This window comes from uncultured Halovibrio sp. (assembly GCF_913056445.1).
GTDB lineage: Bacteria > Pseudomonadota > Gammaproteobacteria > Pseudomonadales > Oleiphilaceae > Halospina > Halospina utahensis_B.
In genome coordinates this window covers 26,290-47,508 of record NZ_CAJXMA010000016.1, presented here as the reverse complement: position 1 = coordinate 47,508, position 21,219 = coordinate 26,290, and the positions used below count along the sequence as shown (strand labels likewise).

Annotated in this window: 20 protein-coding genes; 12 read left to right on the top strand and 8 right to left on the bottom strand. The window is 60.2% G+C overall.

Annotation, left to right across the window (positions count from 1 at the left end; genetic code table 11):
• Positions 1–21 precede the first annotated feature (21 nt).
• The 6 genes from QZ501_RS05480 to QZ501_RS05455 all read left to right on the top strand — a co-directional run bounded on the left by QZ501_RS05480 (position 22) and on the right by QZ501_RS05455 (position 6,714).
• A complete protein-coding gene (locus QZ501_RS05480; protein WP_295717834.1) occupies positions 22–2,511 on the top strand; it encodes an MMPL family transporter in 2,490 nt (829 codons plus the stop codon).
• Entirely contained in the window at positions 2,508–2,837 is a 330-nt protein-coding gene (locus QZ501_RS05475; protein WP_151439153.1) for a hypothetical protein, read from the top strand. The genes QZ501_RS05480 and QZ501_RS05475 overlap by 4 nt, the downstream gene beginning before the upstream one ends.
• A 5-nt stretch (positions 2,838–2,842) precedes the next feature.
• Positions 2,843–3,076 carry a hypothetical protein gene (locus tag QZ501_RS05470; protein WP_151439152.1) on the top strand — a complete coding sequence of 78 codons (234 nt, stop codon included), beginning with the start codon at positions 2,843–2,845 and terminating at the stop codon, positions 3,074–3,076.
• Positions 3,077–3,187: 111 nt separating this feature from the next.
• Positions 3,188–5,356: a TonB-dependent receptor gene (locus tag QZ501_RS05465; RefSeq protein ID WP_295717831.1), complete on the top strand. Its 2,169-nt coding sequence runs from the start codon at positions 3,188–3,190 to the stop codon at positions 5,354–5,356.
• Positions 5,357–5,371: 15 nt separating this feature from the next.
• Entirely contained in the window at positions 5,372–6,520 is a 1,149-nt protein-coding gene (locus tag QZ501_RS05460) for a PepSY domain-containing protein (protein ID WP_295717829.1), read from the top strand.
• Positions 6,517–6,714 carry a hypothetical protein gene (locus QZ501_RS05455; RefSeq protein WP_151439148.1) on the top strand — a complete coding sequence of 66 codons (198 nt, stop codon included), beginning with the start codon at positions 6,517–6,519 and terminating at the stop codon, positions 6,712–6,714. The genes QZ501_RS05460 and QZ501_RS05455 overlap by 4 nt, the downstream gene beginning before the upstream one ends.
• Positions 6,715–6,735: 21 nt before the next feature.
• Here the strand turns inward: QZ501_RS05455 and QZ501_RS05450 are convergent, their stop codons facing one another.
• On the bottom strand, positions 6,736–7,620 hold the full coding sequence (locus QZ501_RS05450; RefSeq protein ID WP_295717827.1) for a DMT family transporter: 885 nt from the start codon (positions 7,618–7,620) through the stop codon (positions 6,736–6,738).
• 111 nt (positions 7,621–7,731) lie between these two features.
• On the opposite strand from QZ501_RS05450, the gene QZ501_RS05445 reads away from it, so the two are divergent.
• Positions 7,732–8,598 (top strand): LysR substrate-binding domain-containing protein, encoded by an 867-nt coding sequence (locus QZ501_RS05445; RefSeq protein ID WP_151439146.1) that lies wholly within the window; start codon positions 7,732–7,734, stop codon positions 8,596–8,598.
• Positions 8,599–8,620: 22 nt separating this feature from the next.
• Here the strand turns inward: QZ501_RS05445 and QZ501_RS05440 are convergent, their stop codons facing one another.
• Together QZ501_RS05440 and QZ501_RS05435 are read right to left on the bottom strand one after the other, a co-directional pair.
• Positions 8,621–10,360, bottom strand: coding sequence for a GGDEF domain-containing protein (locus tag QZ501_RS05440; protein WP_295717824.1), 1,740 nt, complete (start codon positions 10,358–10,360; stop codon positions 8,621–8,623).
• Positions 10,361–10,363: 3 nt separating this feature from the next.
• The gene (locus tag QZ501_RS05435) at positions 10,364–12,007 is read right to left on the bottom strand and encodes a methyl-accepting chemotaxis protein (protein WP_295717823.1); all 1,644 of its coding nucleotides are present in this window, start codon (positions 12,005–12,007) and stop codon (positions 10,364–10,366) included.
• 185 nt (positions 12,008–12,192) lie between these two features.
• On the opposite strand from QZ501_RS05435, the gene QZ501_RS05430 reads away from it, so the two are divergent.
• The 3 genes from QZ501_RS05430 to QZ501_RS05420 all read left to right on the top strand — a co-directional run bounded on the left by QZ501_RS05430 (position 12,193) and on the right by QZ501_RS05420 (position 15,356).
• Positions 12,193–12,519: a DUF6522 family protein gene (locus QZ501_RS05430; protein WP_295717822.1), complete on the top strand. Its 327-nt coding sequence runs from the start codon at positions 12,193–12,195 to the stop codon at positions 12,517–12,519.
• A gap of 67 nt (positions 12,520–12,586) precedes the next feature.
• Positions 12,587–13,609, top strand: a complete 1,023-nt coding sequence (locus QZ501_RS05425) for a zinc-dependent alcohol dehydrogenase family protein (protein ID WP_295717820.1) — start codon at positions 12,587–12,589, stop codon at positions 13,607–13,609.
• Positions 13,610–14,090: 481 nt separating this feature from the next.
• On the top strand, positions 14,091–15,356 hold the full coding sequence (locus QZ501_RS05420; RefSeq protein ID WP_295717819.1) for an EAL domain-containing protein: 1,266 nt from the start codon (positions 14,091–14,093) through the stop codon (positions 15,354–15,356).
• A gap of 27 nt (positions 15,357–15,383) precedes the next feature.
• On the opposite strand, the gene QZ501_RS05415 is transcribed toward QZ501_RS05420, so the two are convergent.
• The 4 genes from QZ501_RS05415 to QZ501_RS05400 form a co-directional block, all read right to left on the bottom strand.
• Positions 15,384–15,878, bottom strand: a complete 495-nt coding sequence (locus QZ501_RS05415; RefSeq protein ID WP_295717817.1) for an ankyrin repeat domain-containing protein — start codon at positions 15,876–15,878, stop codon at positions 15,384–15,386.
• A 36-nt stretch (positions 15,879–15,914) separates the two neighbouring features.
• Positions 15,915–16,289 carry a DUF6746 family protein gene (locus tag QZ501_RS05410; RefSeq protein WP_295717815.1) on the bottom strand — a complete coding sequence of 125 codons (375 nt, stop codon included), beginning with the start codon at positions 16,287–16,289 and terminating at the stop codon, positions 15,915–15,917.
• Positions 16,290–16,487: 198 nt separating this feature from the next.
• Positions 16,488–17,330, bottom strand: coding sequence for an S-formylglutathione hydrolase (gene fghA / locus QZ501_RS05405; RefSeq protein ID WP_295717812.1), 843 nt, complete (start codon positions 17,328–17,330; stop codon positions 16,488–16,490).
• 9 nt (positions 17,331–17,339) lie between these two features.
• Positions 17,340–18,449, bottom strand: a complete 1,110-nt coding sequence (locus QZ501_RS05400) for an S-(hydroxymethyl)glutathione dehydrogenase/class III alcohol dehydrogenase (protein WP_151439138.1) — start codon at positions 18,447–18,449, stop codon at positions 17,340–17,342.
• A 113-nt stretch (positions 18,450–18,562) separates the two neighbouring features.
• Between QZ501_RS05400 and QZ501_RS05395 the strand changes: the two genes are divergently transcribed.
• The gene (locus tag QZ501_RS05395) at positions 18,563–19,444 is read left to right on the top strand and encodes a LysR family transcriptional regulator (protein WP_295717808.1); all 882 of its coding nucleotides are present in this window, start codon (positions 18,563–18,565) and stop codon (positions 19,442–19,444) included.
• Between the two features lie 9 nt (positions 19,445–19,453).
• Here QZ501_RS05395 and QZ501_RS05390 read toward each other — a convergent pair whose 3' ends face one another.
• On the bottom strand, positions 19,454–20,026 hold the full coding sequence (locus QZ501_RS05390) for an ACP phosphodiesterase (protein ID WP_295717805.1): 573 nt from the start codon (positions 20,024–20,026) through the stop codon (positions 19,454–19,456).
• 229 nt (positions 20,027–20,255) lie between these two features.
• On the opposite strand from QZ501_RS05390, the gene QZ501_RS05385 reads away from it, so the two are divergent.
• Positions 20,256–21,203 (top strand): diguanylate cyclase, encoded by a 948-nt coding sequence (locus QZ501_RS05385; protein ID WP_363174607.1) that lies wholly within the window; start codon positions 20,256–20,258, stop codon positions 21,201–21,203.
• Positions 21,204–21,219 lie beyond the last annotated feature (16 nt).

Sequence of the window (21,219 nt, the reverse complement as noted above, 5' to 3'; positions counted from 1 at the left end):
ACCCATCAAAGAGGTAGTACCTTGGGTAACCGACTTTTCCATCTTTACGATCGAACCGTTCTGTCCCATCCAGTGCTTACCCTGCTCCTGGTGCTCATCGCCGCCGTGATAGCCGGATTGCGCCTGGACCAGTTCCGGCTCGATGCGTCACCGGACACCCTGGTCATGGAGGGCGATGAGTCCTTCGAGTATTACCAGCAGACCTATCAGCGGTTTGAGACCACGGATGACTTCCTGGTAGTCAGCTACCAGCCGGAAGGCGAGCTGTTCAGCGACGACGCGCTCAACCGGCTGGAGCAACTGCGCGACGATCTGATGGCCGTTGAGGGCATTGATGAGAGCAACAGCATCCTCAACGTGCCGCTGCTGCACAGCCCGGACATGACGCTCATGACCGTGAGCAAGCACATGAAGACCCTGGACGGGGATGATGTGCCGCTGGATACCGCCCGCAAGGCATTGATGGAGAACCCGCTCTACCAGAACATGCTGGTCAGCGAGGACGGTACCACCACCGCCATCCAGTTGCTGCTGCCCACGGACGAACGCTATTACGAGCTGCGCGACCGGCGCGACGCCCTCCAGCAGAAGGAAGGCGACCAGGGGCTCTCTGAAGCCGAGGAAAGCGAGCTTTCACAGGTGCTGGCCGACTATCGCCAGCGCAAGGAAGCCCTGAACGCCCAGCAGGACCGGATCATCCGGGACGTGCGCGACGTCCTTGCCAATTACGGGGATCAGGCCCGCATCCACCTGGGCGGCGTGCCCATGATCGTGGCCGACATGATGGCTTTCGTTGAGAGCGATCTGGTGACCTTCGGTCTCGGCGTCCTGGCTTTCATCATCCTGATGCTGGGCATCATCTTCCGCCAGCCGCGCTGGGTGCTGCTGCCGCTGCTGTGCTGCGCTCTTACCGTATGGCTCACCCTGGGCTACCTGGGCTGGACGCACTGGCCGGTGACCGTTATCTCTTCGAATTTTGTGTCGCTGCTGCTGATCATCACCATGTCGCTGACGATCCACCTGATCGTGCGCCATCGTGAGTACCAGCAGGTGCAGCCTGACGCCAACCGCTACCAGCTGGTAGCCGAAACCGTCAGCGCCATGGGCCGGCCCTGCTTCTACATGGTGATCACCACCGTCGTTGCGTTCGGTTCCCTGATTTTCAGTTCAATCCGGCCGGTGATCGACTTCGGGCTTATGATGACCGTGGGCATCCTGATCGGCTATGCCGTGGTCTTTCTGGTCCTGCCGGCGGTGCTCATGCTGCTGCCGCGCGCTGCCCAGCCCGGAGGTGCGCTGCACCGCACACCGGTCACGGAGTACCTGGCCCGGGTTACCGATAACTACCGAGGCACAATTCTGGCCTTCAGTGCCGCATTGGCAGTGGTCTGTGCCGTGGGTGTGTCCTGGCTGTCGGTGGAGAACCGTTTCATCGACTACTTCAAGTCGGATACCGAGATCCACCAGGGAATGGTCGTGATCGACCAGAAACTCGGCGGCACCACGCCACTGGATGTGATCATCAGTCTTGAGCAGAATGACGGCGCGCCCATCGAGGACTGCGATCCCTTCGTGGACCCTGAGTGTGAGCCGCGGGAGCAGATTGACAGTTTCTTCAGCACCGATGGCGCTGAGCTGGTCAAGACCATTCATGATTTCCTGGACGAGCAGCCCCAGACGGGCAAGGTGATCTCCCTGGCCACCACCATCCGGCTGGCGGAGCGCGTCAATCAGGGCAAGCTGAACCCGCTGCAGCTGGGGCTGATGGGCCGCGCCTTCCCCGAGGACCTGCAGGGACTGCTGCTGGATCCCTACGTCAACGAGGAAACCGGCGAGGCCCGCTTCAGCATCCGCCTGATCGAATCCTCACCGGAGCTGAACCGGGACGCCCTGTTCGAGCGCATCCGCTCACACCTGACCGGCGAGATCGGCCTCGAGGACGAACAGGTCAATCTCACCGGCATGGCGGTCCTTTACAATAATATGCTGCAGAGCCTGTTCAGCTCCCAGATCAAGACACTGGGCGCCGTGTTCCTGGCCATCATGGCCATGTTCCTGGTCCTGTTCCGATCACTGCGCGTGGCGGTGGTGGCGATTGTGCCCAACCTTCTGGCCGCGGGCACGGTCCTGGGCATCATGGGGCTGATGGGCATTCCGCTGGACATGATGACCATTACGGTCGCCGCAATAACGGTGGGCATTGCCGTGGACGACACCATTCACTACATCTACCGCTTCCGCGAGGAGATCCGTCGTGATGGCGACTACCAGGCCGCCATGCACCGCAGTCACCAGACCATCGGCCGCGCCATGCTCTACACCTCGCTGACCATCATTGTCGGCTTCTCGATCCTGGCCCTGTCGAACTTCATCCCGACCATCTACTTCGGGGTCTTCACAGGCCTTGCCATGGCGATCGCCCTGCTCGGCGCACTGACGCTGCTGCCAAGGCTGCTGCTGATGGTGAAACCCTTCGGACCGGATCAGGGAGCAGCAACGGAGAACGGATGATGACCCTTCTGACGACCCTGGTGCTACTGATCATGGTGGGCCTGAGTGGCTGGACGCTGTACTGTCTCCGACAGCAGCGCCGCCGCGTGGAACATGCACTGGCACGGGTGGCGGACCCGGAGCTGCCACCGCCGGAGATGCTGATGACCGTACGCGTGCTCAACCCGATTGAGGTGGCCCGCAGGGAGTCGGCCGGCGCTCGCCTGGTGGGTGACTACATGCCCGAGACCGTCCGCCGCATCGTGTTCCGCCAGCTCACTTCGGAGCTTGATGAAGCCCTCTCGGAACGGGGCATCGAGTCCGAAATCAGCGTTGAATACAGGTGATCGCCATGATGATGCTTCTCAACCTACTGCTTGGCGCCACCGCGCTGACCCTGTCAGGTCTGGCCGTGCGCGAGCTCCATCACCAGGAACAGCTGATCCAGCGCCTGGAACAGTACGCCGCCCACGAGCGACGCCCCAAACAGGGTCGCGTCATTCACAGCAATTACGAAGAGCCGATCACGCCGGCCTTTGAGACACTGCCAAGGCGGATCATCGACCAGCTGACCCGGCGGCGCTGACCCTCCCGACATAGTGCTACTGCCACTCTTTCGCACACATTTGTCCGTTGCGAATATTTATTATTTAGTTTAACGTTCCGCCCCATTACCAATTCGTTATGGGGTGACCACATGAATGTCCGCCAGGGACCAAGCCTGCTTTCGATCAGCATTGCCCTACTAAGCACCGTTCCGGGCGCCGTTATTGCCCAGGAGGGAACGGCCAGCCAGAGAACCTTTTCCGCGCCAACACTGGAAGTCCAAGCCAGCGCCGATGCCTCGGAAGAGGGGCTGAGCCCCGCCTTTGCGGGAGGACAGGTGGCCGAGGGAGGCCGCGTTGGGCTGCTCGGCAATCAGGACGTAATGGAAACGCCCTACAACTTCACCAACTACACCGAACTCCTGATCGAGGACCAACAGGCGGCCAGTGTCGGAGACGTGCTGCTTAATGATCCGGCCGTACGTGTCGCCCGGGGTTTCGGGAACTTCCAGCAGGTCTACCTGGTGCGCGGTCTGCCCGTTTTCTCGGACGACATGACCTACAACGGCCTTTACGGCCTCCTGCCCCGGCAGTACCTGGCGTCCGAGTTCATCCAGCGGGTGCAGGTTTTCCGTGGTGCCAACACCTTCCTCAAGGGGGCAGCGCCGGGCGGCAGTGGCCTCGGTGGCGCCGTGAATGTGGTGCCCAAACGTGCCCCGAATCATCCCCTCACCCAGGTGACAACGGGTGTCCAGAGCGGCGGGCAGGCCTACGCGGCGGCGGATGTGGCGCGACGCTCCGAGGACGGGCGCTACGGGGTACGGGTCAATGCGGCCCGCCGTGACGGTGATACGGCCGTGGACGGCGAATCCCGCGAACTCTCCATGACCCACATCGGGCTCGACTACCAGGGCGATGACCTGCGGCTGTCTGCAGACCTTGGATATCAGGATCACCTGATGGACGCCAGCCAGCCGAATATCACGATCAAAGATGGACTGGCTATCCCGGATGCGCCAGACGCCTCCGAGAGCATCGGCCAGCCCTGGACCTACTCGGAATCAGAGGATGTGTTCGGGACGGTTCGGGGCGAATACGACTTCAACGAGGCAATAAACGGCTGGCTGGCTTTCGGTCTGCGCCAGGGCGAGGAAGAAGCCAGTTTCGCCAACCCTAAGGTGGATAACCCCAACGGTGACTATAAAGCCAACCTTTTCGACAATACCCGCGAAGACACCGTGAAAACTGGCGAAATGGGGCTCCGAACAAACTTCAAAACCGGCAGTATCGGCCACGAAGTTACCCTGGTGGGCTCAGTACATGATTTCGAATCGAAGAATGCCTATGCAGGAGTCCAAGATGGCGTTAGCAGCAACATCTACGCGCCCACCAGCGAACCTAAGCCTGCCTACAATTACTCAGGCGGTGAGCTTGGAAACCCTGGGCTCACAATAAAAAAACACCTAGAAAGTATTGCGCTTGCCGATCAGCTTTCACTGATGGATGAGCGTCTGCTGATCACTTTGGGCGCCAGGCACCAACGGATCGAAAACTACAGCTATGACTACAACACCGGAGCAGAAAACACCGAGTACGACGACAGCTTCATTACACCCACTCTCGGTGTGCTCTATAAGTTGAGCCAAACCATTTCAACCTACGCAAACTACATTGAGGGCGTAGACACAGAAAACGCGCCATCGTTTGTTGGAAATCAAGCTGTCGCAAACCCGGGCGAAGCCCTTGAACCCTACACCACCAACCAGAGTGAGCTAGGCATCAAGTACGAGAGCAACTCTTTGGGCGGGAACGTCTCCATCTACCGCAGCGAAAAACCGACGGCCGGATTGGACAATAACAGTATTTACCGCGTCCTTTACGACCAAAGCAATACAGGCCTGGAACTCAGCGGTTATGGCAAGGCCACCCAGAACCTCACCCTCCTGGGCGGCGTCAGTTTTCTGGATGCTGATGCGGATGGCAACGAAGCCATCGGCTCTCCGGACACCCAGGCCAACCTCAACCTGAAGTACGACGTCCCCGCCCTGCCCGACCTGGCGCTCGATAGCCGCCTTATCTACACCAGCTCACAGTATGCGGATTCCAACAACCAGCAGAAGGTGCCCTCCTGGACCCGGCTCGATATTGGTGCCCGCTACCTTGTCCCCATGGGGGATGACCGTTTGCTGACAGTGCGGGCCCGGGTCGAGAACGTGGCGGATCATGATTACTGGGCCTCCGCAGGCGGGTATCCGGGCCAGGGTTACCTGACTGTAGGTGCTCCGCGTACCTTCATGCTGTCAGCCACCGTCGACTTCTAGGAGACCCGGTTCCCAATGCAGCAACGAACCATCCGTGTCTGGTCAGGCATCCATAAATGGACCAGCCTGATCTGCACCGCCTTCATCCTGATGCTCTGCATCACCGGGCTGCCGTTGATCTTTCACGACGAGATCGACGAGGCGCTGGATACCCAGCAGTGGCAACCGGCGAACCCCAATGGCGAGTTGCTGCCACTTGACCGGATCCTGTCGATCGCGCTGGAGAGCCAACCGGGCGGCACCCCGCTGTTCATGAGCTTCGACAAGGAGCGGCCAGTGGTCAACGTCACTACTGGCCCCAGCCCCGGTGCAGCCGCCGGGGATATGCACTTCGCCTCCTATGACCGGACCAGCGGCGAGACTGTCCCGGCTCACGAAAACGGCGTCATGGATTTCATCCTGCAACTGCATACCGACATGTTCCTGGGACTGCCCGGCATGCTCTTCCTGGGTGCGATGGGCGTCCTGCTGTTCCTGGCCATCGTTTCAGGGGTAGTGCTCTATGCGCCGTTCATGCGGAAACTGGATTTCGGCACCGTCCGAAAGAGCAAAACGCGCCGCATCAAATGGCTGGACTACCATAATCTGCTGGGGGTGATCACTATCGCCTGGCTGGCCGTCGTGACCCTGACCGGGGTGGTCAATACCCTGTCAACGCCGATACTGGATACCTGGCGGGAGCAGTCGCTTGCGGACCTGGCGCAGGGCTACGACGACCAGAGCGTGCCGGACCCGGGGGAGATGGCCTCTCTGGACTCAGCAGTAAACGAGGCCGTTAAGGCCGCGCCGGATAAAACGCTGCAGTTCGTGGCCTTCCCGGGCGGCATGTGGTCCACGGACTTCCATTACGCGGTCTTTCTGCACGGCAACACCTCCCTGACCCAGCACCTGATCACGCCGGCGCTGATCAGTGCCCGCACAGGTGAGTTCACCGCCATGCGGGAAATGCCCTGGTACGTGAAGACCCTGGCCCTGTCCGGCCCCCTGCATTTCGGTGATTACGGCGGGCTGCCGCTGAAGATCCTGTGGGCGGTACTCGATGTACTCACCATCGTGGTGCTAGGCAGCGGGCTCTATCTCTGGGCCTCCCGCCGGCGCCCCGTTACCAGCGAGATCCGCGACTCCCGGGAAGCGAACTCCCCCTCTCTTACGGCAACCTCATGAGCCATAAGAACACGACCCGCAATCACCGATCACTCTGGAGGATCTTTGCAGCTCCCATCTGGATCGCGCTGGCGAGCCTCATCGGGCTGGCATCAGCGCTGATGGGTGAAGGCATCTGGAACCTTCTCTCCTGGGTCGGATTGGGTGTACCGGCGCTCGTAACCGCCTACACCCTGCACTACAGAGCCCGTTGACTCCCTTGGCCGCCGGTCCGCTCAGGTGTCCTTTCGGGCGACAATGGAGCCGATTATTACCAGCAAAGCGGCCGCCGGCAGTTCCCAGCTGGGGGCTGCAACCCCCGCCACCACCAAAAAGAATGCCGCCAGAACCGGGACGCCGTAGGCCAGACTGCCCACCAGTCCTGTGGGTCCGTTGCGGATGGCGACATCCCAGGCAACCATGGCAACGCCGTAGGGTCCCAACCCCAGGGCCGCGCCCGCGGCAATGCCGCTGTAGGGAAGGGAAACAACTTCAGGCTCAAACACAACCCCCATCGCGGCAGCCACGATGGCCGCGATCAGAAAGATCGTAGGCATGAACGGAGTTAGCGTCACGGGTGTTTTCTGGCACAGCCAGGAGTAAAGCGCCCAACAGCAACCGGCGATCAATGCGAACGCATACCCGGCCATATTGCCGGAAAGCCCGCCACTCAGGGCATCCGGCGCCAGAAGCAGTGCGGCGCCGCCAAAGGCAATGGCTGCTCCTCCCAGCACCGGCCCCGACAGCCGGCCATGGGTGAACCACTGGCTGATCAGAACGAACATCACCGGCCAGGTGTAGGTGATCAATGCCCCTTCCGCCGTCGGCGCCATTCCCAGCCCGACCAGATAGGAACCAACAGCACCCAGCACCAGAAGCGGGATGACCCCATAGATGATCGCTTCAAAGCCGGGCGGGATTTCCGCTTTGGAATTTTTCCCCAGGCTGAGAGGAAGTGCAGCCAGCGACCCCGCGAGCAGCGCAATCGTGGTCAGCCGCAGGGGTGGAATGGTCGTCGCCAGATCAATCAACAGCGGCGCTGACGCCCAGAGCACAACAGCGAACAGACCCGCAAGCGGGCCGACGGGCAACGGCATTCTCTGAGTGCTCAATACCTGCATGAACTACCTCCTTGACCTCTCACAACCTTTCAGTGACAGGAGCACTCTATGGCCAGCATAATGATCACAAAAACAATTTTATTTGAATTAATCCATCAAGGTTTGTGATATATGAGAGCACCCGTACTGGACCTCAACCTCCTGCAGACATTCCTGGCCGTGGCCGACACCGGAACGGTGACGGCCGCTGCCGAACGGCTCAGCTATACCCAGTCAACGGTGAGCATGCAGCTCCACCGGCTTGAGTCCATGCTCGACGTGACACTGCATGAGAAAGAGGGGCGGGGGATCCGTTTCACGCCCGAGGGAGAAAGGCTTCTTGGCCATGCAAGGCGGCTTCTGACCCTCAACAACGAGGCGCTGAACGATATGAAGGCGCGCACGGTCACCGGGAGTCTCACCCTGGGTATTCCCGAGGACTACGCGTTTCTGCTCACGCCCGCACTGGCCTATTTCCATCAGATGTACCCCGCCATGCAGCTGAAGGTGATCTGTGGCGCCAGTACCGATCTGGCCAGACAGGTACAGGCCTCGGAGCTGGACCTCGCGGTGGTCACCCGCCAGACCCACTCACCGGGCGGCGAAGTAATCCGCCGGGATCCCCTGGTCTGGGCTGTGGGTGCCAACCAGCAACCGTCGCTGGTGGACCCCCTGCCCCTGGCCCTGTACAGCCCCGGCGCAGACGTTTTCCGGGAGGTAGCCGAATACGCTCTGGGCTCTGCAGGTCGGCACTGGCGCCTTGCCTACTCAAGCCAGTCCATGACGGGGTTGATGCCCGTCGTCGTGGCAGGGCTTGCCGTGGTACTCATTACCCGTGACATGCTCAATCCACAACTCAGGGCCCTGGACGAGAAAAGCGGCCTCCCCGCGCTTCCCTCCGTGGAGATCACCCTGCATCGCGCCCCAGGCCGGCCATCGGAGCCCGCAAGGCAGCTGGCTGAGCTGATACGCGAACACGTGGGTTCCGACAAGCAGTAGCGACTCCCCAGGCTCCGATCTGTCAGCTCACCTGGCAGAGTTCAGGAGTGGTGTCGCACCATTCAGCGGGCTTCGAGGCCTTTTTGGCTTCCGCGGCCCTATGGACAACCTCTTCTGTATCCATCACTGACTCTGGAGACACACGGATAACACCCGCCGCCAGCGTCGCCAGGGGCCAATTACAGACACGTCCTCCTCTGTCCTCTGCCCTGACGAAGCCTCTGAACCTGTCTTCATCCCGGTACACAGAACGGCTCTCAGCATTGAAGGTGTCCATCACGGCCGTACTGCTGCAGACCGTATGATCGATATCGTCACAGAAGACGATGAAATCGTCCCCGCCGAGATGGCCAACCATATCGCCTTCCTTCCCGAAATACTGCTGTAGAAGCCTCCCGAGCAGGACGATCAGGCGGTCGCCTGTTCTGAAGCCCAGATGGTCATTGAGGGGTTTGAAGGCGTTGATATCAAAGTAGATCATCAGAAACGGGGCACCCTCTGCGAGGCGGGACCCGATCTCCTCGTGGATCGGGACATTGCCAGGCAGCAGGGTCAGCGGATTGGCGTAACGGGCTTTCTCGATACGCTGTTCCGTCATGCGCCTGAGCAATGCCCGGGTTGCTCCCATGCCCTCGTAGAACCCGTCACGCGTTACCAGGAAATGCTGGCGCAGGTAGTCATCCTCATCCTCGGTCAGGCGCCGGCTCAGCTCCTCCAGTGGCTGGTCGTGCTCAAAGAGCAGCGCATCGGATTTCATCATCTGCTTAACGGGTTTCTTCTCGTTCAGCGACCGACCAAACGTTGACCCAAACGCCTCAAGAATCTGCCATTTGTGGATCAACCCAAGCGCTCGGCCATCGTCGTCCAACACCGGCAGGGCAAAGACACCCGCCTGGGCCTGCAGCATCGTCCAGGCTTCCTCCAGCGTATTGTCACCATGCAGCGTGGGCGGATGATGGACCAGACTCGCTGCGCTCACAGTGCCGTTTTCCGGCATCCTGCTGACTGCCTTGAGTGGCTCCAGATTCGCATTGGCAACGCTGCGCGGGCGACCGAAAAGAAACCCCTGGATATAGCGCACTCCCAGGTCTCGCAGCAGTTCCAGTTCGCCATTGCGCTCAACGCCCTCCGCGACAACACGGCAATTGAGCCTTGAGGAGAGCTGCATCACCGAGCGCACGAACTCACGCTTGACCAGATCCTCATGGATATCACGCACGAAATGCCGATCGATCTTCACGTAATCAGGCTCAACCTCGGACCAGAGTTTGAGCCCGGAATAGCCGGCGCCCAGATCATCAATCGCCACCTGGAAACCGGACTGCTTCAGCCAGGTCAGGGAGCGTTTGAGTTCTTCCATGTCGAGCGCGGGATAACGCTCCGACAGCTCAACCACCACCTGTCCAGGCGCAATGGCGCCGTCTTCCAGCAACGCCTCCAGTAAGCGATGCTCGTAGGCACCGGGCAGAAGGTTGTCGGGGCTGACATTGACGAACAGCTTCTGGGTTCTGCGTGTGGAGGTCCAGCTGGCGCGGGTGGTGCGCAGGCAGAGGTTTTCCAGCTCCAGTGTCCGGCCACAGCGCTCCGCCGTTTCAAACAGAACCGACGCGGGATGCAGGGGGCTGTCCGAGGGCCCTCGACTCAGGGCCTCATAGCCTTCCACCAGAGCCTCCCTGGCATCCACGATCGGCTGGAACAGTGTCTGGATGCCACCCTGTCCCAGCAGATTCTCCAGTTCCTGTTCAAGCTGCTCAAAGCCCATAACCTACTCCATAACGGCCTGGGTGGATTCATGCGGGTTCCCGGAAACACGGAAGGTTGCAATCAGGCTGCGCATACGCCCGGATTCCTGTCTCAGCGCCTCGCTGATCTCAAGCGCTCTGGAAACACTCCGCCCGAGGGCATCCGAACTGTCATCAAGCATGCCAATGCGGTTCTCAACCTGTTCAATCTCATGGCGCTGGAGCGCCACGGACTCACTGATACCGGCACTCCAGCGCTCAAGCTCCGTGAAGCGGCCCCCCAGCTGCTCCAGGTGGGCCTTCAGCGACTGCAGATTGTCTTGATTGTGGGTGCCGGCACTGCGCATTTCCTCGAGAAGCCCATCAACATCCGAGAACGCGCCCACCAGCTCCCCAATCCACTGCTGGATCTCGGTGGTTGATTCCGAAGTGCGCTGGGACAGGGTCCGGACTTCATCGGCAACAACCGCGAACCCGCGCCCGTGCTCTCCGGCCCTGGCCGCCTCGATGGCCGCATTCAGGGCCAGGAGATTGGTCTGCTCCGCGATGTCCGCTATGACACCACTGACCTTCTCAATGCGGGCAATGGAGTCCCGGAAAACCTGGACCGAATCCGCCACCCGTGTGATCACCTCCACGGTGTGCTCAGCCCCCTTTTCACTGCTCTTCAGAGCGCTCTGAACCTCGCTGTTGGCGGCCACTGCTTCACGCACCGTAGCCTCGGACCTGGATGTGGCATCCTCAATCTCGGAGGCCTGTGTGGTCATCGCCTCCATGGAGTGATTCACGTCCCGGATCTGCTCGCTGGTCTGGCCTGCAGCCGCCTGGACATCACCGGCCTGAGCTTCCAGCGTGGCTGAGCGCTGATCCACACGCGCGGACACATCCCGGATCCCACCGATGAAGTCCTCGAACCTGGTGATCAGTGACGTCAACGCCCGGGTGACGCCAGCGACCTCATCCCTTCCCCGGACCGCAGGTCGTCGTGTCAGATCCGATTCCTGCTCCATCATCTCCAGATCCGCCGCCAGCTGCCGGAGTCGACGGATCACGCTTTGCCTGAGCCAGAACGTCATGCCAACGATCACGGCGAGAAATGCCACTGACCCAATGATGACCCGCCTCTTCTGGACTTCGAGGAAGCCGAGAAGCTCGATGCTCCCCTCATCAATGGAATTCCGGCTTGCTTCCTGGCGTGCTGAAATCGCCTTCAGGATTGGATCCATGGCCGAAAACAGCCTGAAGTCGATGACCTTGCCGGTCTCGTAGTAGCTCCTGTCTTCAATGGCCGGACGCATGGCCTCGATCAGTTCGAGGACACGCGCGTAATGCTCGGCGTTATCCTCTGCCCAGCCGGACAGTTCAGGGTGCTGCTTAATGGCCTGCCAGTGCTCCGGGATCCTCTCCTTAAGGCGCTGGAACGTCTGCCCGATCTCATCCCAGAGCAGCATCTGCCCCTTAATCCGGAAGGAGAGATCCTGCAGATCCCGCATGTCTCTCTGGAAATCCTCCAGGAGCCAGGCTTCCTTCAGATTGTTCCGTACCAGCTGTTCAGAGGCGGTCTCCGCCCGGTTTATGATGACCCAGGAAAGCGTCGCCAGGGCCGAAAGGGCAAAGAGTGACAGAAACGCGAACAGGAGGATCCGACCTCGCACAGTTCCCAGCATGGAGACTCCTCAACGACTGCTGACCGGGCGCAGAGATTAGGGATGCTGTATGACGGTTCTGTTGCAGGTTGGCGGAGGCGAACATGTTTTTACATTTCAGGCGACAATCAGGATTTCTACCCAAACACCGCCCCGCATCTTCATGGGCACACAGAGCTGTGTTCCAATGACGTGACGGCACCGGTATGACGAGTAAACAGGACCCCGACATGCACGAAAGCGCTTCCATCAGCATCGATAACGGCGATGCGGTCATCGATGCAGCGACGCTTGCGGAATGGCTGAACATCGATCTGGAGACACTGACCCGCGGCATTGAGTCCGGTGCCGTGCGGACGCTCGTGGAGAAAGGCGAAGGAGAGGACGCTGGCCGGATGCGGCTGACCGCCCGTTACGGTGAGCGGCAGGCCTGCATGATCCTGGAGGCGGACGGCCGCCTGACGCCGGCGACACCCCCTCCGGAGTCCCAGCGCCCGGTAAAACCCTCTCTGATGCAGCTTCTGGACGAATGAGCGCGATTGACCGATCCAGGCGCATTCTCTAGAGATGGGTATGACGCACCCTGAATGAGGCAACATCATGGATCAGCATGATCAGCTCCCGCAGACAATGAACGCCATGGTGCTGGAGCAGCCGGGCCAGCCACTGCAGCACCGTCAGCTGCCCGTTCCAGAGATCAGCCAGCCGGATCAGGTCCTTCTCAGGGTTGAGGCCTGTGGTGTCTGCCGGACGGACCTGCACATCCTTGATGGCGAACTCACGGAGCCTTCACTGCCACTGATCCCCGGGCACCAGATTGTGGGGAAGGTGGTTGCTGCCGGTAATGACGTTACCGATCTCCGGGCCGGAGACAGGGTGGGCGTCCCCTGGCTCGGCCACACCGACGGCACCTGCCGTTACTGTTGCCGGGGCCAGGAAAACCTCTGCGAGCAGGCCCGATTCACGGGCTACACCCTGGATGGCGGCTACGCGGAATACGCCCTTACCTACGCCCCCTACTGCTATCCCCTGCCGCCGGAAGCCGAAGCGCTGGATATTGCGCCCCTGCTCTGTGCCGGCTTGATCGGCTTCCGCACCTGGCGCCTTGCGGGCGGCGAGACCATCCAGCGGCTCGGTATCTATGGCTTTGGCGCCGCCGCCCATATCCTGTGCCAGATCGCCTGCTGGTACGGCCAGTCCGTGTACGCGTTCACCCGACCCGGCGATGAACAGGCGCAGAAGCTGGCGCGGGATCTTGGTGCCGTCTGGGCGGGCGCGAGCACGGAGGATCCACCGGACGTTCTGGACGCCGCGCTCGTCTTTGCCCCGGTGGGTGAACTGATGGTCAGTGCCCTGAAGCACGTGGATCGTGGGGCCAGCGTCGTCAGTGGCGGCATTCACATGAGCGACATCCCCTCATTTCCCTACGGCCTTCTGTGGGAAGAGCGCAGCCTTAAATCAACCGCCAACCTCACCCGCGAGGATGGCCGCGCCTTCCTCGAGGTCGCCCCCAGGGTCCCCGTGCGGACCGAGGTGCACGCTTACCCGCTCAGCGAGGCCAACCAAGCCCTTGAGGATCTGAGGGAGGGACGATTTGCCGGCGCGGCGGTGCTGACCCCATAGGGGTCGCACCGGTCATGCCTATACGGTCAGGTGTTCTGACATAAGCTTATCCAGAAGCAGGATCTCGGGGTCCTGGGCCAGCGTCCGTGTAACCGGCACCTGTTGCTGCTGATCCCCGAAGGATCCCCTTCGAACACTTGCCCGCCAGATGCACTCTGAGATTCTCCTCGATGAAATATGCACCGGCCCCATGCACCGTGCACCTTTTTGGAACACGGCCCCATGACCGCTTTACGCGATTTCACTAAATCCCCGAGATCCATGGATTGTTGCAGCAGACATACAGACTCCAAGTGTTTATCACCCAAATAACAGCCCCGAAAAAAGATCAACAGGCACAGCCAAAAAAATGAATAATAAGGAAAACCCCTCAACCCCCAGCAACACAGGTAACAAACAGAAACATTGCCCCGCCCTGCCTGGTACTTCTGTTGCTTATTCATTGAATCGTCGTTGACTGGAGAATCCAAGGCGAAACCCGATGAATGATCTCACTGGTTGTATGTACGAACAGGGCAGCTGCCTGCCCAGGTGGTTTGGGGATTTCGAGCTTTCCTGTGAATTCCAGCCGATCGTCAGCCCAACGCACCGTCGGACCGTTGGCTTCGAGGCACTGGCCAGGGCCCGCCGCTGCAACGATCCGGTCTCACCCGCAGTCCTGTTCTCGGAGGCCGAATCAGAGGGCGATGAGCCCTGTCTCGATATCGCTCTCTGGCAACAGGCGCTCCGCACCTATGCGGAAACCAGGCCTAATGCATGGCTGTTCCTGAACCTGAGTGCGGCAAGCGTGGTGGATTCGCGCACCGCACCGGATATCCTGGCGCAACTCGTACACCAGTCCGGCCTCTCCTGCGACCGGATTGTGCTCGAGATCGTGGAAGACGCCGTCAGTGACCAGGAAGCGCTGGCACGGTTCGTGGCCGGGTGCCGGAACCACGGATTCCGGATCGCGATTGATGACTTCGGCGCCGGTGATGCCCACTTCGAACGGATCTGGCGCATCCGCCCCGACATCGTGAAAATGGATAGGACGATGGTGGTCCACGCCGCCGAGAACGCCCGCGCTTCCAGACTCTTCCTGAGCCTGATCAGGATGATCCGCGAGAACGGCAGCCTGGTCCTTGTGGAGGGACTGGAAACCCGCGAACAGGCAGCCCTTGCCTGGGAATCCGAGGCGGATTTCTACCAGGGATTCTGGTACAGCCACCCGCGCACTGCTCTGAAAACAGCCTCGGCGGAAGCAGAACCACGCCTTCTACTGGCACAGCAACACTTCACGGCCCTGAATGAGCAGCAGGAATCGGAGCAGATCCAGTGCCTGCGGAACCTGCGTCACGAGGTGCTTGAGATCTGTCACCAGATCGCTGGTGGCACTGCCCTCGCAGAAGCCGCAACGCATCTGCTCACGAGCCCTGGCGCCAAACGGTGCTACCTGCTGGACACCCGGGGCGTGCAACAGGGCGAGACCGCCTTCGCCGCCGGCTATGCAAGCAGGGGCGCCGCATTCAACCCTCTCCTGAGCGCCGAGGGCGCCAGCTGGTCTCACCGGGAATACTTCCGCAGTGCGACGAACAGGCCCGGCGAGATCCATCTGTCACGCCCTTATGTGGCACTGCCGGATTCGGCGAGGACGGTCACCGTTTCACACATGACCTTCACGTATTACGGCTACCGGATCCTGTGCCTCGATATCCATCCGGAACAGGCGTTTCCGGGGTCTCACCACCACCTTCCGCATCATATCTAGAGCGTCTGGCACTGCATTGCGGAGAGCTCATGATCGAGCGTCGAGAAGAAGTTCGATCATGGCCTCGTCATCGTTCATGATTGCCAGCTGTAACGCGGTTTTCCCGGTTTCTGTTTCCCGAAACGACAGATCGGCGCCATGGCTGATCAGCACTCTCGCCACATCGTGGTGTCCATTCATGGCGGCAGCCATCAGAGCACTGAATCCAATCTCGCCCTGATGATTGACCGAGGCACCGTGCTCCAGCAGTGCCCTGACGATTGGCAGATGCCCGTGGGAAGCAGCCCTCATAAGTGGCGTCCACTGGCAGCTGTCCTGCGCCTCAATCCTGGCGCCTCGCTCAAGCAGCTGCCGTACACGTACGGCATCGCCCTCTTCTGCCGCCACAATCAGCGGCGTACGCCCCCGATTATCACGACTTTCCAGATCCGTATCGCTGAAAAGCCAGAACGCCATGCCAGCGAAAACCGCCAGCATCAGAACAGCGCCCCAGAGCCCGGCCCAGCGCTCAAATACTGTCACAGCGGATCAACCGGTTATTACTGGGTGCGCAACGCTTCAATCCGCCAGGATCTCAGCTTTCTCGAGGAACTTCTCCCCATAACGCCGAACGCGCTCCACATCACCAGCTTCCGACCCAAGATGCGCTTGTTCAAGATCCTCAGCCATCAAACCGGTCTCCTCACGGATTTTTGCCATTGCTTTCTCAAGCGTATAGGTCAGCCTGTGAATCTCACCCATCGGCGAACCGCGCAGATCTTCTTCCTCCAGAAGTTCTTCCATCCGCTCACTTGACGCCTCAAGATTCTCAATAGCCTCCTCCAGAGTCTCAGAATCCTTGCCTTCAAAGTGATCCGGCTGATCCTCCGCGCTGACACTCAGCACGCTCAACCCCAGTGAGAGAACAACAGCATACCGGGCCAATATTTTCATAGCGCCTCCCAGACGTGATTTTTCATTAAACGCAGCAGACAATATATCAGATTATTCTAATATTAGAACCACTGAATCTTTATGCTTGACTAACACCTCGATAGCGAAAGATTAAAAGGATCCAGAGTCAGCAGGAACGGAGGTCAGTACCCACCCGTGCGCTTGCACGGGCAGGTGGCATCAAAGCGCCTTCGGAGGTTACATGCGGGCGTGATGGAACCGGAGATGGTCCTCGATGAAGCTCGCGATGAGAAAATAGGAGTGGTCGTACCCGGGCTGGTACCTCAGGGTCAGATCAACGCCGGCCTCGGTGCAGGCAGCCTCAAGCGCCTCAGGCTGGAGCTGCCCGGCCTCAAGGAAGTTGTCCGCATTCCCCTGGTCGACCAGCATCGAGTGCGCAGTGCCATGGGAGCGGATCAGCTCACTGGCATCCCATACCTTCCAGGCGTCACGGTCATCGCCCAGGTAGCCCCCGAACGCCTTCTCGCCCCAGGGGCAGTTGACCGGGTGACAGATGGGCGCAAACGCGGAAACGGACTGGTAGCGCTCGGGATTATGGAGGGCACAGACCAGGGCACCATGCCCGCCCATCGAGTGCCCTGAAATGGCCTCCTGCCCGCTGAGCGGGAAGGCGTTGTGCGCCAGGTCTGGCAGTTCCTCCACGACATAGCTGTACATGCGGTAGTGCTGGTTCCAGGGCGCCTGGATGGCGTCCACATAGAAACCGGCACCGGAGCCGAAATCGTAGCTGTCATGCTCGCCTGGAAGGTCCGTCCCGCGCGGGCTGGTGTCCGGGCAGATGATCGCCATGCCGAGCTCCGCCGCCACGCGGTGCGCGCCGGCTTTCTGCATGAAGTTCTCATCCGTGCAGGTGAGGCCCGAGAGCCACCAGAGCAGCGGGACGGACTGGCTTTCCGCCTGCGGCGGCAGGTAGATCCCGAAGACCATATCGCAGTCGAGAACCTCCGAGCGGTGGCGGTACCGCCGGAGCCAGCCGCCGAAGCTCTTGTTTTCCGAAACCAGTTCCAGTGTGTCGGTCATGGGTACTCCTCAGTAATGCAGCACGGTACGGATGCTTTCGCCACGGTGCAGCAGCTCAAACGCCTCGTTGATCTGCTCGAAGGGCATGTTGTGGGTAATGAACTCGTCGATCTTCACCTTGCCCTTCATGTAGTCATCCACATAGGTGGGCAGCTCACTGCGCCCCTTCACACCACCGAAGGCGGAGCCCTTCCAGACGCGCCCGGTAACCAGCTGCACGGGCCGGGTGCTGATCTCCTCGCCGGCGCCGGCAACGCCGATGATGATGGACTCACCCCAGCCCTTGTGACAGCACTCCAGGGCGGAACGCATGACGTTCACATTGCCGATGCACTCGAACGAGTAATCCACACCGCCGTCGGTCTGGTCGATGATCACCTGCTGGATGGGGTCGTCGTAGTCGTTGGGGTTCACGAAGTCGGTCGCGCCGAACTGGCGCGCCAGGTCGAACTTCTCCGGGTTCACATCAATGGCAATGATCCGCTCGGCGCCGATCATCTGCGCGCCCTGGATCACCGCCAGACCGATGGCACCCAAACCGAATACCGCAATGGTCGAGCCCGGCTCCACCTTGGCGGTGTTGTGCACGGCACCAATGCCGGTTGTGACACCACAGCCCAACAGGCAGATCTTGTCCAGCGGTGCCTCCTTCGAGACCTTGGCCAGGGAGACTTCCGGCAGCACCGTGTACTCACTGAAGGTTGAGCACCCCATGTAATGGTGCAGCGGCTTGCCGTTGAGGGAGAAACGCGAGGTGCCGTCGGGCATCACGCCCTGCCCCTGGGTCGCCCGCACGGCGCTGCAGAGGTTGGTCTTGCCGGAACGGCAGAACTTGCACTGACCGCATTCCGCCGTATAGAGCGGAATAACGTGGTCACCAGGCTGCAGGCTGGTCACGCCCTGACCGACCTCCTGAACCACGCCAGCGCCTTCATGGCCCAGGACGGACGGGAAAAGGCCTTCGGGATCCGCGCCGGAGAGCGTATAGGCATCAGTGTGGCAGACACTGGTGGCGGCCATGCGCACCAGGACTTCGCCCTGCTTCGGGCCCTGCACATCGATTTCCTCGAGAACCAGAGGCTTGTTGGCCTCCATGGCAAGCGCTGCACGGGATTTCATGATTATTCTCCAATAAGGCGATGGTTGGTTGCGTTTCAGTTGGCTCAGTATAGGTACCAACAATCACCGCTTTAAGGCACCATACGGCAAGGGATTATTGCTGGAGAGCAACAATGCAACACTGGGACCGGATCGAGGCGTTCGTTCAGGTGGTCCGCCAGGGGTCATTCGCCAACGCCGCTCGTCAACTCGACGTTTCGAGCTCCCACGTGAGCCGGCTGGTCACGCGTCTGGAGACCCAGCTCGACACCCAGCTCCTGTACCGCACGACCCGCCAGCTCGGGCTCACGGACGCGGGCGAGGTGTACTTCAACCACTGCTCGCACCTGTTCGACGGCTTCCAGGAAGCGCTCAACGCCATTGGTGATTACCAGCAACGGCCCAGTGGCGTGCTCAGGCTGACCTGTGCCGCCACCTTCGGGGAGCGCTACATTGCGCCACTGGTCAACGACTTTTTACGGCAACATCCTCAGTTGACGGTCGATCAGGAGTTCACCAACCGCTGGGTGGATATTGTCAGCGAAGGGTTTGACGTGGGCATCCGGGCCGGTTCCATGCCGAGTTCATCACTGATCGGGCGGCGTCTGTGCCAACGTCATGAGTACGTTGTGGCGTCGCCGGAATATCTGCGGCAGTACCCGACTCCCCGGACACTGGACGAACTGTCGGCGCATAACTGCCTGCTGGGCTCCAACGACCACTGGAGCTTCGACGTTGGACAGCAGCACCGCTCTGTAAGGGTGCATGGCAACTGGCGGGGAAATTCCGGGCAGGCCCTTCTGGACGCGGTCCGCAAGGGCCTGGGGCTCGCCCAGTTACCGGACTACTACGTGTGGGAGGATCTCGCCAGTGGCCGACTTGTCTCGGTACTGGATGATTACATGTGCACTCACACCGCTGTCTGGGTGGTCTACCCGCGACACCGGCACATCTCCCCGAAAGTACGGCAGTTCGTGGATTTTCTGGTGGCGAACATGAGTGACTATCCCAACTGACGCCTCACCTCAGAGTTCTCTCGCGTCACGCTGCAACTCCCGGAAAAACCCGATAAAACGTGCTTCCAGCTCCTCATTGTGGCGTTCGATTTCCTCAATAATACCGCCAAACCGGTTGGGGAACCGGATGCGCCCGGCGACGCGATCCAGCGCGTAGCCGATGTTGTCGAGTCGACGATAATGGCCGAACCAGTCGTCCTCAGTGATTCGGCGGGTGACCCACAGCATCCGCCGGGGCATCAGGTGTTCGTGCTCGGGCAGCTCCTGGTAGACCATCCGGATAAAGCGATCAGCATCCACATCCGAGAACCGGTTCCAATGCTTGAGAAGATAATGGTCATAGAGGATGTCGAGCGCGACGCCCGCAAAGCGGCGACGCTGCGGGGAAAACAGGCGCCTGCTGGCACAGACCTGCGGATGACGGTCCGTGTACCCATCAACCGCAAGATGATGCTCAACGCCACGGCGGACATTGCCAGGCAGCTGATCCATGGCGATGCCCCGGCAGAAGTCGCCCATGATACTGCCAACGCGTGCCTGCGGCGTATCCGGGGCCAGGAAAACATGCGCGAGATGATTCATATGTCCATGGTGCCCGCCCCGGGAGCCGACGGCAATTGACCGTCACCGATGAAGATGGCTTCCAGCCCAATATAATTGATGATGCATACAGGCTCGCCATCTCCATCGCCCGGGTGGCGCTGGGCAGCGACAGAAGCGACAATACAATCAGAACGTCAGGGACCACCAATCTGAGGGAAGCGTATCCACTTATGTCCCGTTGCTGCCCCAGTCCTGAAGGAAGCTGATAGTGGAACACACACCGGGGTTCTTACACGCGATACTTGATTCCATTAACGAGAACATCGTAGTCATTGATCCGGCTGGCGATATTCAGTACGTGAACAGATCCTGGAGCGCTTTCGGTAACAGCAACAATGCCTGTATGTCCGGCGATGACTGGCAAACACTGAATTACCTCGCTGAGTGTGACAAGGCATCCGCCATGGGGGATGAATTCGGCGCGAATGCCGCTGAGGGCATACGGAGTGTCCTGAATGGCGGCCAACCTGAATTCTATCTTGAATACCCCTGCCACAGTCCTGATGAAAAACGCTGGTTCATGATGCGGGTCGCCCCACTCCAGCTGAACGAGGCTGGTTACTTCGTGATCGTCCACCACAACATCACTGAACGGAAACTTGCCGAGGAAAAAGTCAGCGCGCTGGCGAGAATCGACGGGCTTACCGGCATCGCCAATCGCCGCGCCTTTGACGAATTCCTTCATGAGGAGTGCCGTCGGTGCATGAGGCTCGGGAAACCGATCAGTCTCGCCATTGTGGATCTGGACCACTTCAAGCTGCTGAATGACACCTATGGCCATCAGGTGGGGGACGAGTGCCTGCGCCAGACGGCCGCCCTTCTACAGGAAACCGTGAACAGGCCAAGCGATCTCTGTGCGCGATACGGTGGTGAGGAGTTCGCCCTCATCTGGGGCGACACGTCACTGGAACAGGCAAGACAACTGCTGAACCAGTTCCTGCGGAGTCTGAGCGATGCAAAAATGCTCAACATACACTCGCCTACCGGCAAATACCTCACAGCCAGCATCGGCCTGACATCAATGGTCCCCACCACGGATTCGGACATGGACCAACTGATCGGGCAGGCTGACCACATGCTCTACATCGCAAAAGCCAACGGACGCAACAGGATCGAATCCCTGGACGAAGGGCACCCCAGGGAGATGACGCCATAAAGCCCTGCACCGCTAA

What these genes read in the sequence shown, in the direction of transcription:
- QZ501_RS05455 (WP_151439148.1), top strand. Translation starts at nt 6,517, where the DNA reads ATGAGCCATAAGAACACGACCCGCAATCACCGATCACTCTGGAGGATC.
- QZ501_RS05450 (WP_295717827.1), bottom strand. Translation starts at nt 7,620, where the DNA reads ATGCAGGTATTGAGCACTCAGAGAATGCCGTTGCCCGTCGGCCCGCTT.
- QZ501_RS05460 (WP_295717829.1), top strand. Translation starts at nt 5,372, where the DNA reads ATGCAGCAACGAACCATCCGTGTCTGGTCAGGCATCCATAAATGGACC.
- QZ501_RS05390 (WP_295717805.1), bottom strand. Translation starts at nt 20,026, where the DNA reads ATGAATCATCTCGCGCATGTTTTCCTGGCCCCGGATACGCCGCAGGCA.
- QZ501_RS05445 (WP_151439146.1), top strand. Translation starts at nt 7,732, where the DNA reads ATGAGAGCACCCGTACTGGACCTCAACCTCCTGCAGACATTCCTGGCC.
- QZ501_RS05410 (WP_295717815.1), bottom strand. Translation starts at nt 16,289, where the DNA reads ATGAAAATATTGGCCCGGTATGCTGTTGTTCTCTCACTGGGGTTGAGC.
- QZ501_RS05400 (WP_151439138.1), bottom strand. Translation starts at nt 18,449, where the DNA reads ATGAAATCCCGTGCAGCGCTTGCCATGGAGGCCAACAAGCCTCTGGTT.
- QZ501_RS05425 (WP_295717820.1), top strand. Translation starts at nt 12,587, where the DNA reads ATGGATCAGCATGATCAGCTCCCGCAGACAATGAACGCCATGGTGCTG.
- QZ501_RS05465 (WP_295717831.1), top strand. Translation starts at nt 3,188, where the DNA reads ATGAATGTCCGCCAGGGACCAAGCCTGCTTTCGATCAGCATTGCCCTA.
- QZ501_RS05440 (WP_295717824.1), bottom strand. Translation starts at nt 10,360, where the DNA reads ATGGGCTTTGAGCAGCTTGAACAGGAACTGGAGAATCTGCTGGGACAG.
- QZ501_RS05420 (WP_295717819.1), top strand. Translation starts at nt 14,091, where the DNA reads ATGAATGATCTCACTGGTTGTATGTACGAACAGGGCAGCTGCCTGCCC.
- QZ501_RS05430 (WP_295717822.1), top strand. Translation starts at nt 12,193, where the DNA reads ATGACGAGTAAACAGGACCCCGACATGCACGAAAGCGCTTCCATCAGC.
- QZ501_RS05435 (WP_295717823.1), bottom strand. Translation starts at nt 12,007, where the DNA reads ATGCTGGGAACTGTGCGAGGTCGGATCCTCCTGTTCGCGTTTCTGTCA.
- fghA (WP_295717812.1), bottom strand. Translation starts at nt 17,330, where the DNA reads ATGACCGACACACTGGAACTGGTTTCGGAAAACAAGAGCTTCGGCGGC.
- QZ501_RS05475 (WP_151439153.1), top strand. Translation starts at nt 2,508, where the DNA reads ATGATGACCCTTCTGACGACCCTGGTGCTACTGATCATGGTGGGCCTG.
- QZ501_RS05395 (WP_295717808.1), top strand. Translation starts at nt 18,563, where the DNA reads ATGCAACACTGGGACCGGATCGAGGCGTTCGTTCAGGTGGTCCGCCAG.
- QZ501_RS05470 (WP_151439152.1), top strand. Translation starts at nt 2,843, where the DNA reads ATGATGATGCTTCTCAACCTACTGCTTGGCGCCACCGCGCTGACCCTG.